13 protein-coding genes are annotated in these 11,700 nt (G+C 69.6%); 8 read left to right on the forward strand and 5 right to left on the reverse strand.

The annotated features are described in order from the left end of the window. Positions 1–45: 45 nt before the first annotated feature. The 7 genes from ftsZ (at position 46) to JDV09_RS06140 (ending at position 5,382) form a co-directional block, all read left to right on the forward strand. Positions 46–1,206, forward strand: coding sequence for a cell division protein FtsZ (ftsZ, locus tag JDV09_RS06110; protein ID WP_221368199.1), 1,161 nt, complete (start codon positions 46–48; stop codon positions 1,204–1,206). Positions 1,207–1,255: 49 nt separating this feature from the next. Beyond that, positions 1,256–1,996 (forward strand): peptidoglycan editing factor PgeF, encoded by a 741-nt coding sequence (pgeF, locus tag JDV09_RS06115; RefSeq protein ID WP_372452854.1) that lies wholly within the window; start codon positions 1,256–1,258, stop codon positions 1,994–1,996. Continuing rightward, complete coding sequence (locus JDV09_RS06120; protein ID WP_221368201.1) at positions 1,993–2,835, forward strand: YggS family pyridoxal phosphate-dependent enzyme; 843 nt, start codon at positions 1,993–1,995, stop codon at positions 2,833–2,835. The genes pgeF and JDV09_RS06120 overlap by 4 nt, the downstream gene beginning before the upstream one ends. Beyond that, positions 2,832–3,485 (forward strand): cell division protein SepF, encoded by a 654-nt coding sequence (locus JDV09_RS06125; RefSeq protein ID WP_221368202.1) that lies wholly within the window; start codon positions 2,832–2,834, stop codon positions 3,483–3,485. Before JDV09_RS06120 ends, JDV09_RS06125 begins: the two co-directional genes overlap by 4 nt. A gap of 111 nt (positions 3,486–3,596) precedes the next feature. Next, positions 3,597–3,887 (forward strand): YggT family protein, encoded by a 291-nt coding sequence (locus JDV09_RS06130; RefSeq protein WP_221368203.1) that lies wholly within the window; start codon positions 3,597–3,599, stop codon positions 3,885–3,887. 229 nt (positions 3,888–4,116) lie between these two features. Further along, positions 4,117–4,932 carry a DivIVA-like cell division protein Wag31 gene (gene wag31 / locus JDV09_RS06135; RefSeq protein ID WP_221368204.1) on the forward strand — a complete coding sequence of 272 codons (816 nt, stop codon included), beginning with the start codon at positions 4,117–4,119 and terminating at the stop codon, positions 4,930–4,932. A 39-nt stretch (positions 4,933–4,971) separates the two neighbouring features. Further along, positions 4,972–5,382 carry a hypothetical protein gene (locus tag JDV09_RS06140; protein ID WP_221368205.1) on the forward strand — a complete coding sequence of 137 codons (411 nt, stop codon included), beginning with the start codon at positions 4,972–4,974 and terminating at the stop codon, positions 5,380–5,382. 12 nt (positions 5,383–5,394) lie between these two features. Here the strand turns inward: JDV09_RS06140 and JDV09_RS06145 are convergent, their stop codons facing one another. Next, positions 5,395–6,069 carry a phosphoribosyltransferase gene (locus JDV09_RS06145; protein WP_221368206.1) on the reverse strand — a complete coding sequence of 225 codons (675 nt, stop codon included), beginning with the start codon at positions 6,067–6,069 and terminating at the stop codon, positions 5,395–5,397. Between the two features lie 124 nt (positions 6,070–6,193). Between JDV09_RS06145 and JDV09_RS06150 the strand changes: the two genes are divergently transcribed. Continuing rightward, entirely contained in the window at positions 6,194–7,543 is a 1,350-nt protein-coding gene (locus tag JDV09_RS06150; protein ID WP_221368207.1) for a TIGR01777 family oxidoreductase, read from the forward strand. Here the strand turns inward: JDV09_RS06150 and JDV09_RS06155 are convergent. The 4 genes from JDV09_RS06155 to JDV09_RS06170 form a co-directional block, all read right to left on the reverse strand. Next, the gene (locus tag JDV09_RS06155; RefSeq protein WP_221368208.1) at positions 7,525–8,256 is read right to left on the reverse strand and encodes a type 1 glutamine amidotransferase; all 732 of its coding nucleotides are present in this window, start codon (positions 8,254–8,256) and stop codon (positions 7,525–7,527) included. The two genes, JDV09_RS06150 and JDV09_RS06155, sit on opposite strands and share 19 nt — an antisense overlap. Next, positions 8,256–9,488: a serine hydrolase domain-containing protein gene (locus tag JDV09_RS06160; RefSeq protein ID WP_221368209.1), complete on the reverse strand. Its 1,233-nt coding sequence runs from the start codon at positions 9,486–9,488 to the stop codon at positions 8,256–8,258. The genes JDV09_RS06155 and JDV09_RS06160 overlap by 1 nt, the downstream gene beginning before the upstream one ends. Before the next feature lie 59 nt (positions 9,489–9,547). Continuing rightward, positions 9,548–10,786, reverse strand: a complete 1,239-nt coding sequence (locus tag JDV09_RS06165; protein ID WP_221368210.1) for a cytochrome P450 — start codon at positions 10,784–10,786, stop codon at positions 9,548–9,550. A 130-nt stretch (positions 10,787–10,916) separates the two neighbouring features. Further along, on the reverse strand, positions 10,917–11,327 hold the full coding sequence (locus JDV09_RS06170) for a CBS domain-containing protein (RefSeq protein ID WP_221368211.1): 411 nt from the start codon (positions 11,325–11,327) through the stop codon (positions 10,917–10,919). Positions 11,328–11,700 lie beyond the last annotated feature (373 nt).

The following is an 11,700-nucleotide window of genomic DNA, read 5'->3' on the forward strand; positions in this document are numbered from 1 at the left end:
GGAAGGGCGACCGCCAATGAGCGCTTGCGCGAAGAAGGTCGAGCGATGACCCCCCCGCACAACTACCTTGCGGTGATCAAGGTGGTCGGCATCGGCGGTGGCGGCGTGAACGCCGTCAACCGGATGATCGAACAGGGCCTCAAGGGCGTCGAGTTCATCGCGATCAACACCGACGCCCAGGCGCTGTTGATGAGCGATGCCGACGTCAAGCTCGACGTGGGGCGCGACTCCACCCGCGGGCTGGGTGCCGGCGCCGATCCCGAGGTGGGACGCAAGGCTGCCGAGGACGCCAAGGACGACATCGAGGAGCTGCTGCGCGGCGCCGACATGGTGTTCGTCACCGCCGGCGAGGGCGGTGGCACCGGCACCGGCGGGGCGCCGGTGGTGGCCACCATCGCCCGCAAGCTCGGCGCGCTGACCGTCGGCGTGGTGACCAGGCCGTTCTCGTTCGAGGGCAAGCGGCGCAGCAACCAGGCCGAATCGGGCATCACCGCGTTGCGGGAGAGTTGCGACACGCTGATCGTGATCCCCAACGACCGGCTGCTGCAGATGGGTGATGCAGCGGTGTCGTTGATGGACGCGTTCCGCAGCGCCGACGAGGTGCTGCTCAACGGCGTGCAGGGCATCACCGACCTGATCACCACCCCGGGCCTGATCAACGTCGACTTCGCCGACGTCAAGGGCGTGATGAGCGGCGCGGGCACCGCGCTGATGGGCATCGGCTCGGCGCGCGGTGACGGACGCGCGCTCAAGGCCGCCGAGATCGCGATCAACTCGCCGCTGCTGGAAGCCTCGATGGAGGGCGCCCAGGGCGTGCTGCTGTCGGTCGCGGGCGGCAGCGACCTGGGCCTGTTCGAGATCAACGAGGCCGCCTCGCTGGTGCAGGACTCCGCGCATGCCGAGGCCAACATCATCTTCGGCACCGTCATCGACGACTCGCTCGGCGACGAGGTGCGGGTCACGGTGATCGCGGCCGGGTTCGATGCCGCCGGGCCGGGCCGCAAGCCGGTGACGGGGGAGCACGGCGCGACCGGAACCACGCCGATCACCCCGGGCAAGGCCGGACGGGTCAACTCGTCGCTCTTCGAGCCGGCGGATGCGGCCAGCGTTCCGGTGCACACCAACGGCGCAACGGTGCGGATCGGCGGGGACGACGGCGGTATCTCCGACGATGACGTCGACGTGCCGCCTTTCATGCGTCACTGACACGTCGTACCGTCGCACCGTGCCTGATCGTGCGTCCTCCGGCGGCACCGTGCCTGATCGTGCGTCCTCCGGCCGCGCCGTCGACTTCCGGGTGCGGCGCGTGACCACCACCCGCGCCGGTGGTGTCTCGAAGCCGCCCTTTGCGACCTTCAACCTCGGCGACCACGTCGGCGACGATCCCGCCGCGGTGGCGGCCAACCGGCGACGGCTGGCCACCGCCACCGGGCTGGGTGACGGCATCGTTTGGATGAACCAGGTGCACAGCGCCAATGTCGGGATCGTCGACGGCGCGGGCGAAATCATCGACGGCACAGACGGTCTGGTCACCACGGCGCCGCGGCTGGCGCTGGCCGTGGTGACCGCCGACTGTGTCCCGGTGCTGATGGCCGACGCCCGGGCCGGGGTGGTCGCCGCGGTGCACGCGGGTCGCGTCGGCGCGCAGCGCGGGATCGTAGCCAACGCGGTGCAGACGATGCTGGACGTGGGTGCGCACGCCGAGGACATCTCCGTGCTGCTGGGCCCGGCGGTCAGCGGCCGCAACTACGAGGTGCCCGCGGAGATGGCCGCCGAGGTCGAGGCGGCGCTGCCGGGCAGCCGCACCACCACCCGTCGCGGCACCGTCGGCCTGGACCTGCGGGCCGGGATCGCCGCGCAGCTCGGCACCCTCGGTGTCACCGCGATCGACATCGACCCCCGCTGCACGGTCGAGGATCCGAACTTGTTCAGCCATCGCCGCGATGCACCCACCGGGCGGCTGGCGTCGCTGGTGTGGCTGGAGCCCGGAGCATGACCGCGGCCCGGGAAGAGCAGCTCTCGCGAGCGTTAACCGGGCTGCGTGAGCGGCTCGAGCGCGCCGCGGCGGCCGCCGGACGCGACGTCGCCGACGTCGAACTGCTTCCGGTCACCAAGTTCTTCCCGGCCGGTGACGTCATCGCGCTGTACAAGCTGGGCTGTTCGGCTTTCGGCGAGTCCCGCGATCAGGAGGCCACGCAGAAGATCGCGGCCGTGCGCGAGGTCGTGGGGGAGACCGCCATCCGCTGGCACATGATCGGCAGGATCCAGCGCAACAAGGCCCGTTCGGTCGCCGGCTGGGCCCACACGGCACATTCGGTCGACAGCGCCAAGGTCATCGCCGCGCTGGACCGCGGCGCGGCGGCCGCGCTCGACGACGGCCGCCGTGCGGCGCCGCTGCGGGTGTTCCTTCAGGTCAGCCTCGACGGCGACGAGGCGCGGGGTGGGGTGGACGTCGATGCCACCGACCGCGTCGACGAACTCTGCGCCGCGATGGACGGGGCGGCAGCGTTGCGGTTCGTCGGTCTGATGGCGATTCCCCCGCTGGGTGGGGACCCCGACCGGGCGTTCGAGCGTTTGGGCCGGGAGCGCGACCGGGTACAGCGTTTCTACCCTCAGCGGCTCGAACTGTCCGCCGGGATGTCCGGGGACCTCGAGGCGGCGGTGAAACACGGATCGACATGTGTGCGTGTCGGTACCGCGCTATTGGGAACGCGACCGCTAACGTCACCCGCAGTAGTCACTCCAGTCACACCTACATCATGGACACCAGAAGCTTCTGGAACGTCTTCGGGAACATCAGAATCTCCAGCACCGCAAGAAGGGTCCTCACAATGAGCACACTGCACAAGGTCAAGGCCTACTTCGGTATGGCACCGATGGATGATTACGAGGACGACTACTACGACGACGAGGACCGCGTGCCGGCGCGTGGCTACCGCCGGTCCCGCGAAGATCGCTTCGAGGACGACGGCTACTCGCGCGGCTTCGACGGACCCGGCGACGACCGGCGCCGTGACTACGACGAGCCCGGCTACCGCACGGGCATGGGGGGTGGATTCGAGGACTCGCGTTTCGAGCCCCGGATGCGTACACCGCGGGAGTTCGACCGCACGCCACCGCGATTCGGCGCGATGCGGGGCTCGACGCGGGGCGCACTGGCGATGGATCCGCGGGGAATGGCCGAGCTGTTCGAGGCGGGTAGCCCGTTGGCGAAGATCACCACGCTGCGTCCCAAGGACTACAGCGAGGCGCGCACCATCGGCGAGCGGTTCCGCGATGGCACCCCGGTGATCATGGACCTGGTGTCGATGGACAACGCCGACGCCAAGCGGCTCGTCGACTTCGCGGCCGGGCTGGCCTTCGCGCTTCGTGGTTCCTTCGACAAGGTTGCGACCAAGGTCTTCCTGCTCTCGCCCGCCGACGTCGACGTCACCGCCGAGCAGCGCCGGCGGATCGCGGAGGCCGGCTTCTACGCCTATCAGTAGCCGGCCGCGCGCCCGAGGGTAGGCTGACGGCGTCGCGTGGGAGCCATCGGCCCCGAACGACACTTCCGCTGAAACGCACGTCGTACGTCTGCCTGGAGTGAGGTCGCTCAGTTGGGGCTCTTCTTCGAGATCCTGGGTTTCGCGCTGTTCGTCTTCTGGCTGCTGCTGATCGCCCGGGTCGTGGTCGAGTTCATCCGGTCCTTCAGCCGTGACTGGCATCCGCGGGGGGCCACGGTGGTGGTGCTGGAGATCATCATGACCGTGACCGATCCCCCGGTGAAGCTGCTGCGCCGGATCATCCCGCAGTTGACGATCGGAGCGGTCCGGTTCGATCTGTCCATCATGGTGTTGCTGCTCGTCGCGTTCATCGGGATGCAGCTGGCGTTCGGTGCCGCGGTCTGAGTCGACCCCTCCGAACTGGGAAAACGTGCCCGCCGTCGACACCGTCGGCACCGCCGGGCGGACCGGTCGGGATGCCCGCACGGACTCGGCGATTGTTGAATTTCAATCTTATTTCCCGGCCTCGCCTGCAACCGCAGGGTCTGGTGTGACAGGATGGACGCCAGTTACCTTCCAGCACTGCTTTACACTTTGAGATCGGTTGACGGTCCAGACTCCAAGGGGGCAGACAATGCCGCTCACTCCCGCCGACGTGCATAACGTCGCGTTCAGCAAGCCACCGATCGGCAAGCGCGGCTACAACGAAGACGAGGTCGACGCGTTCCTCGACCTCGTCGAGAACGAGTTGGCCCGGCTCATCGAGGAAAACAGCGACCTGCGGCAGCGGGTCGCCGAGCTGGACCAGGAGCTGGCGTCGGCGCGCGCAGGCGGGGGAGTCGCGCAGCCCACGCAGCAGATGCCGGTCTACGACGCCGAGCCCGAGCCCGAGCCGGAACCGGCCGCGGTCGCCGAACCGGTCTACGAAGCCCCGCCCGTGGCGCCGGCGCCCGAGGACCAGCACCTGCGTGCGGCCAAGGTGCTCAGCCTGGCCCAGGACACCGCCGATCGCCTGACCGGCAGTGCGAAGGCGGAATCCGAGAAGATGCTCGCCGATGCCCGCGCCCAGGCCGATGCCATGGTCACCGAGGCGCGGCAGACCGCCGAGGCCACCGTGGCCGACGCCCGGCAGCGGGCCGATGCCATGCTCGCAGACGCGCAGACCCGGTCCGAGACGCAGTTGCGTCAGGCCCAGGAGAAGGCCGACGCGCTGCAGGCCGACGCCGAGCGCAAGCATTCCGAGATCATGGGCACCATCAACCAGCAGCGCACGGTGCTGGAGGGCCGGCTGGAGCAGCTGCGCACCTTCGAGCGCGAATACCGCACCCGTCTGAAGACCTACCTGGAGTCTCAGCTCGAAGAGCTGGGTCAGCGAGGCTCGGCAGCGCCGGTGGACTCCGGTGCCAACAGTGACGGCGGGTTCAACCAGTTCAACCGGGGCAACAACTAGTCTCGTGCCTCTCCGACTCGGGTCCAGCGGGGTTCGCCCGTGCTGATCATTGCGTTGGTGCTCGCCGTCGTCGGGCTGGCGGCGTTGGTGATGGCCGTCGTCACCAGCAACGAGCTGATCGCCTGGGTGTGCATCGGGGCCAGCGTCATCGGGGTCCTGCTGCTGATCGTCGACGGCCTGCGTGACCGCTCCAAGACCGCCGCGGCCGAGGGTTCGGCGGATTCCGGTGCCGATGCCGAAGAGCTCGAAGCCCCGGTCGAGGAGTATCCCGATGAGCCCTCGGTCGCCGACTACGAAGAAGAGGTCGTCGAAGAGGAACCGGTCGCGGCCGAGGAACCGGCCGAACAGGAATCGCCGGCCGAGGGCGAGGTCGTCGAGGAGGAACCGGCCGAGGGCGAGCCCGCCGAGACCGAGGGCGAACCGGACGGCGAGGACGCCCCCAAGAGCTGAGCGCGCGCCGGATCAGTCCGGCCCGGGCGCCGGTCCGACGGTCGGGGTGGCCAGCAGTTCACGTACCTCGTCATCGCCGACCTGGTGGAAATCCCCGAAGACCTGCCCGACCGCGTGGAAATCGTGTGGCATCGTCGAACAGACGACCTCGTCAGCCTCCTGGTGCAGCTGCCGGCACACCGATGGCGGCCCGACCGGAACACCCACGACGACCCGGCTGGCGCCGGCCTGACGGACCGATCGCACCGCGGCGACCATGCTCGCGCCGGTGGCGATGCCGTCGTCGACCAGAATGACCGTCCGGCCCGCGAGCCGCAACGGCGCCCGGTCCGCCCGGTAGGCGTGTTCGCGCCGCCGCAGCTCGGCGGTCTCCCTGAGGATCGCCTCGTCGACCGTGTCCTGGCCGATGCCGAGGCTGCGCAGCAGGTCGTTGTTGAGCACCACGCCCCCGCCGGTGGCTACCGCACCCATCGCCAACTCGGGCCACTGGGGCACACCCAGCTTGCGAACCAGGCACACGTCCAGCGGCGCGCCCAGGTAGGACGCGACCTCCCAGCCCACCGGGACCCCGCCCCGGGCCAGCCCAAGCACCAGCACATCGGCCCGACCGCGGAAGCCGGCGAGGTCGCGCGCCAAGACCTGACCGGCCTCGCGGCGGTCGCGGAAGATTCGCAGTGTGTGGCTCATGGCAGGTCACCGACTGTGACCAGTGTCTCTCAGAACCGGCGATGGCCGGGCCGCAACACGGGCAATCCATGAAAGCGGCCGCGCCGAATCACTACCGCCGACAGAAGGGGCCGGGTGAAGGACCATGGGGATCGATTACGAGAGCTGTCTTGCGCATCCGCTCGACGCGGTGTGGGGCTGGCACACCAGGCCGGGGGCCATGCGCAGGCTGGTGCCGCCGTGGCAGCCGATGACCGTGCTGTCCGAGGCGCAGTCGCTGGCCGACGGCGTCGCGGTGCTCGGGTTGCCGGCAGGGTTGCGCTGGGTCGCCCGGCACGACCCGTCGGCCTATCTCGAGGGCGGCAGGTTCGTCGACGAGCTGTCCACCCGTGGTCCCGCGTCCTGGCCGGCCCGGGTCGTCGGAAAGTGGCGGCACACCCACACGTTCGCCGACGCCGGCGGGCAGACCCGGGTGCACGACCGCGTCGACACCACGGTGCCCGCCGCGTTGTTGCGCTCGACCTTCGTCTACCGTCACCGTCAGCTCGCCGACGACCTGGCCGCGCACCGAGATGCGGCCGACGCCGGGTCAGGCCCGCTCGTCATCGCAGTCACCGGCTCGTCGGGCCTGGTCGGCACGGCGCTGACTGCTTTCCTGACCACCGGCGGCCACCGGGTCATCCGGTTGGTCCGTGCCGATCCGAGCGGCGAGGACGAGCGGCGGTGGGACCCGGAGGCTCCGGCCGCCGACCTGCTCAACGGCGTCGACGCGGTGATTCATCTGGCGGGCGCGTCGATCGCGGGCCGCTTCACCGAGTCACACCGCGCCGCGATCCGGGACAGCCGGGTGGAGCCCACCCGCCGGCTGGCGATGGCGGCCGCGGCCGCCGAAGACGGGCCGAGCGTCTTCGTCAGCGCGTCGGCGATCGGCATCTACGGCTACGACCGGGGCGACTCTCTGCTGACCGAGGACAGTGTGCACGGCGGCGGGTTTCTCGCCGACGTGGTCGCCGACTGGGAGGCCGCCACCGCGCCCGCCGCCGACGCCGGCCTGCGGGTGGTCACGGTGCGCACCGGGATCGTGCAGGCCGCTGCGGGCGGAACGCTGCGTCTGCTGCGGCCCCTGTTCGCGGCGGGACTGGGCGGCCCGGTGGCCGGCGGGCGCCAGTGGTTGTCCTGGATCGGGCTGGACGACCTGCTCGACATCTACTACCGCGCGGTCTACGACGAGCGGCTGGCCGGACCCGTCAACGCGGTCGGGCCGGAGCCGGTACGCAACTCCGAATACACCTCCGCGCTGGCCGGGGTACTGCACCGGCCGGCGGTGCTGCCGGTCCCGTCCCTGGGGCCGCGGCTGCTGCTGGGCGAACAGGGCGCCCGCGAACTGGCCGAGGCAAGCCAGCGGGTGCTGCCGACGAAGCTCACCGTGCTCGGTCACCGGTTCCGCCACCCCGATGTCACCGACGCGCTCGCCCATCAGCTGGGAGGGGACTGACCCGCCACGTGGGTGAGGAAGCCACCTACCAGGCGGTGGATGCGTTGCGCCACATCGTCGGCCAGTTCGATTGTCCGGGTGAGTAGTTCGTCGGACTCGAGGCCGAAGGCGGCCGCCTCTCCGTCATGATCCTCGGCCAGCCAGAGTTTGAGCAGGTCGGTGTCGACCTCCGGATGGAACTGCAGCCCCAGCACCCGGCCCAGCACGAAGGCCTGGGAGGCATTGGCCGTCCTGGCCAGCTCGGTGGCCCCGGGCGGCAGGGTCCAGCGGTCGAAGTGCCACGCGAACCACGGTCCGCCCGGCACGATGTCGGAGCGGTCGCTGTCGACGTGGTACCAGCCGATCTCGGGGTGCGGGGAGCGCGCCACGGTGCCGCCGAAGGCCTGTGCCAGTAGTTGGCCGCCGAAGCACACCCCGAGCAGCGCGGCCCCGGTGCTCGCGGCGTCGCGCAGGAACTGCATCTCGGCGCCCACCCAGGTGTCGCGCAGCGCCTCGTCGTACACGGACCACCGCGCGCCGAGCGGAACGATGGCGTCGTAGCCGGCCGGGTCGGGGAAACTCACCCGGCCCGCCGGGTCGTCGATGCGCTCGGGCGGTACCACCTCGAACGTCTCGACGTCGTACCCGTGATCGACGAACGCGTCGCCCAGCAGCGCTTCGGTCGCCAGGTGCTCGTTGCGCAGGAACAGAACCTTCGGTGCCACGTGCACCATTATCTCGGCGGCGGCATGGGTGGCGCATCGTCGGGAGCCATTTCCGCGCCGATCCTGCGGAACAGCAGCTCCGCCCCGTTCTCGTTGCCGCCCTCGGTGTCGAATGCCTCCGGGGCGAAGGTGGCGGCCACCGCGACGGCGATCTTGTGCGACGGCAGATAGCCCTCCGCGGCGCCGTACCCGCCGAACATCGGGTTCTGCATCAACCAGTTGCCGGAGATGATCAGCCCGAGTCCGTAGGTGTAGCCCTCGGTCATCGGCATACAGGTGGCGCATCCGGGTTGCGCCCGGGTCTTTCCGCGCAGGTCGGTCGAGACCATCTCGCGGTACGACTCGGGGCGCAGCAGCCGGCCGGTGCCGATCCCGACGGCGGTGGCCTCCATGTCGTAGATCGTGGTGGTCTGGATGGCGCCGTGGGTGATCGTCCAGGACGGGTTCCAGAACGTCGACTCCTCGTAGAACGGTGTCTTCGGTGGGATCTCGAATGCGGCCCGGCGTTCGGAGCTGAACGCGTGCAGAACCGGCGCCGGGATCTCGGCGGTCAGTGACGCGGTCGTGCCGGTCAGGCCGAGTGGGCGAAGAACCCTGTCGGACAACATCGTCGACATCTGCTCGCCGGTCGCCTTCTCCAGCGCCAGGCCGAGCAGCACGTAGTTGGTGTGCGAGTAGTTCCAGTTGGTGCCCGGCTCGTAGAGCAGCGGATGTCTCGTCGAGAACGACAGCAAGTCGTGGGTGGTCCAGGCGCGGAAGGGATTGGCCAGGAATTCGTCGTTCATCTCCGTGTTGCCGATGACGTAGTCGACATAGCCGGAGGTCATCTGGGCGAGCTGACGCAGCGTCACCCGGTCGGCGTGCGGCACCTCCGGCAGCCACTTCGACAGCTTGTCGTCCAGTCCGACCTTGCCGTCCTCGGCCAGCAGCAACAGCAGCGTCGCGACGTAGGAGATGGCCACTGCGCCGTTGCGGAAGTGCATGTTGGTGGTGGCCGGTACTCCGGTCATCGACTCACCGACGGCCTCGGTGACCACCTCCTGCCCGTCCACGGTGACCCGCACGATGACCGATCTCAGGTGCGAGGTCTTCATGGTGTCCCGGACGATCCGCATGATCGCGTCGGATTTCGACGAATCGGGTTCCGGGGTGGGCGAATCCGTGCTGACCGGGGCCGGCACGCAGGCGGTCAGCACGGACAGCGCGCAGACGGTGGCGGCGAGGCGATGCAGGGCGGGCATGCCCGGAGTGTGGCAGAGCCCGCGGGTTCCGGCAGAAGATTGCGGCCGCGCGCGGCCTCTCAGAGTTCGCGGCGTGGGTTCCGGTATCCGCAGTCGTAGGCGATGGGCAGCGTCGCGGGACCGCTGATGCCGGTGATCGGCCGCCAGGACGAGGGGCCGTCGCGCCGGATCGCAGTCATGCGCCGCGCCATCGTGGTCAGCGCCTCGGTCAGCTCGATGCGGGCCAGGTGCGATCCGAGGCAGTAGTGCACGCCGCCACCGAAGGTCAGCATGGCTGGAGCGTCGTCACGGGTGATGTCGAACCGGTCGGGCTCGTCGAACACCGACGGATCCCGGTTGGCGGCAGCGGTGTTGGCGATGACCAGCGCGCCAGCGGGCAGCAGGTGGCCGGCCAGCTCGACATCCTCGAGCGCGATGCGCAGCGTGTTGAAGATGACCGGCGAGTACCGCATGACCTCCTCGACGGCCCGCCCGGCCAACTCCGGGTGCTCGGCGAGCAGCGCCCACTGGTCGGGGTGGTCGCAGAACACCTCGATCGCGGCGGCGAGTTGGTTGCGGGTCGTGTCGGTCCCGGCCATCAGCAGGGTGGCCGACAGAGTCAACAGCTCCTCGTGATCGAGCCGGTCACCGTCGATCTCGGCGCGCATCATGTCCGAGAGCAGATCGTCGGTCAGGTGGTCGCGGCGGCGGGTCACCATGTCGTCGAGATGGGATTCGAGCGCACGCCATGCCGCCACGATCGTCGCCTCGTCGTCGACGACGTTCCAGTCGAAGATCTTGAAGATGTCGTCGGACCAGGCGGAGAACCGATGCCAGTCTTGGCGGCCGGTGCCGAGAAGCTCGCAGATGATCGGGATCGGGTAGGGGCGGGCGATATCCGTGACGGCGTCGCAGTGCCCGGTCGAGGACGCCCGGTCGACGAGCTCGGCGATGACCTCGGCGCAGGCGGTGCGCAGCCGCCCGGCCGACTTCGGGGTGAATGCCTTGGCGACCAGCCTGCGCTGGCGTTGGTGGGGCTCGCCGTCGAGGCTGAGCAGGCCGGACACCACGATGTCCCACAACTCGCCGGAGGTCACACCCTGGGCGGTCAGGCCGAGCCCCTGCGGCATCGCGAACCGGTCGTCCCGCAGTACGGTGCGGACCAGCTCGTAGGTGAGGATCTCGGGCCCGTGTGGACCCATCGCGATGGGACCCCGCTCGCGGGCCGCACGGATCAGCCGGTGGGCTTCCGCGGGGCCGGCCGCATGTTCGTAGTCCAGATGACGCGGTTCGGCGGTCTGGATGTCCTCGACGGTCATGTCGTGATCCCTCTCGGTGGTGTGGAGCACCTATCCGATGAGTTTGATCGCGACCAGGTAGCGAAGCATGCGTGGTCTGGTACGTAGTTTTCGGGGCCGGACCACGTCGACTACGTAAGTCCGGCCACCGCTAGTTCTCGCCGACGTCGGAGCTGTACACGCCCAGCAGGTCCCGGGCGGATACGACGCCGATCAGCGCCCCGTCCTCCTCGACGAGGACGTGCCGGATGTAGTGCTCCATCATGCGATTGGCGGTCTCGTCGACGGTGGCGTCGGCGCTGCACCACACCAGCTTGGTGCTGGCGATGTCGGCGGCGAGGACCGCAGCGGGATCATTGCCGGCGGCCACCACGCGGACGACGTCGCGCTCGCTGAGTACCGCCGCGGGCCGCTCGTCGTCGCCGACCACGACGACCCCGACATCTTGGGACACGAGTTCCCGCGCGGCGTCGGCGACCGAGGCGTTCTTCGGGACGCGCACGACCGAATCGCCGGTGAGGCTGGAGATCGGGGTCGAACCGACCAGGGGGATGTCTGTCATGTCCTCACTGTGGCACGCCGTCCATCTCCGGCCAAGTGACCTCGGTCCCCAGTCCGCTGGGCTGATCGGCCCGCCTGGGGTCCGTGATGGTTGCCGGGCTTGATGACACGCGGCGGTTATCCCCAATCGCGGGTTCATCCCCAGGTTTCGGGTGAAGCGGTCTTGACCGGCATCGCGGGCATCCGCCGCGACTAGACTCGCACACATGTTCGATGGTTCGCTTCCGGGTCCGGCCGCGGTGGCCGCCGCCTCGAATGCCGAGCTGATCGACGCGATCGCCGGCTGGGCCCGCACCGCGGCGGCGGCCGAGGCGCGCAAGTTCGCCGCGCTGGCCGAATGGAAACGCCGCGCCGACGCCGGAGAGCTGCACTCG

This window comes from Mycolicibacterium xanthum (genome assembly GCF_019710635.1).
GTDB classification, from domain to species: domain Bacteria; phylum Actinomycetota; class Actinomycetes; order Mycobacteriales; family Mycobacteriaceae; genus Mycobacterium; species Mycobacterium xanthum.

What these genes read in the sequence shown, in the direction of transcription:
- ftsZ (WP_221368199.1), top strand. Translation starts at nt 46, where the DNA reads ATGACCCCCCCGCACAACTACCTTGCGGTGATCAAGGTGGTCGGCATC.
- JDV09_RS06120 (WP_221368201.1), top strand. Translation starts at nt 1,993, where the DNA reads ATGACCGCGGCCCGGGAAGAGCAGCTCTCGCGAGCGTTAACCGGGCTG.
- JDV09_RS06125 (WP_221368202.1), top strand. Translation starts at nt 2,832, where the DNA reads ATGAGCACACTGCACAAGGTCAAGGCCTACTTCGGTATGGCACCGATG.
- wag31 (WP_221368204.1), top strand. Translation starts at nt 4,117, where the DNA reads ATGCCGCTCACTCCCGCCGACGTGCATAACGTCGCGTTCAGCAAGCCA.
- JDV09_RS06145 (WP_221368206.1), bottom strand. Translation starts at nt 6,069, where the DNA reads ATGAGCCACACACTGCGAATCTTCCGCGACCGCCGCGAGGCCGGTCAG.
- JDV09_RS06150 (WP_221368207.1), top strand. Translation starts at nt 6,194, where the DNA reads ATGGGGATCGATTACGAGAGCTGTCTTGCGCATCCGCTCGACGCGGTG.
- JDV09_RS06155 (WP_221368208.1), bottom strand. Translation starts at nt 8,256, where the DNA reads ATGGTGCACGTGGCACCGAAGGTTCTGTTCCTGCGCAACGAGCACCTG.
- JDV09_RS06160 (WP_221368209.1), bottom strand. Translation starts at nt 9,488, where the DNA reads ATGCCCGCCCTGCATCGCCTCGCCGCCACCGTCTGCGCGCTGTCCGTG.
- JDV09_RS06165 (WP_221368210.1), bottom strand. Translation starts at nt 10,786, where the DNA reads ATGACCGTCGAGGACATCCAGACCGCCGAACCGCGTCATCTGGACTAC.
- JDV09_RS06170 (WP_221368211.1), bottom strand. Translation starts at nt 11,327, where the DNA reads ATGACAGACATCCCCCTGGTCGGTTCGACCCCGATCTCCAGCCTCACC.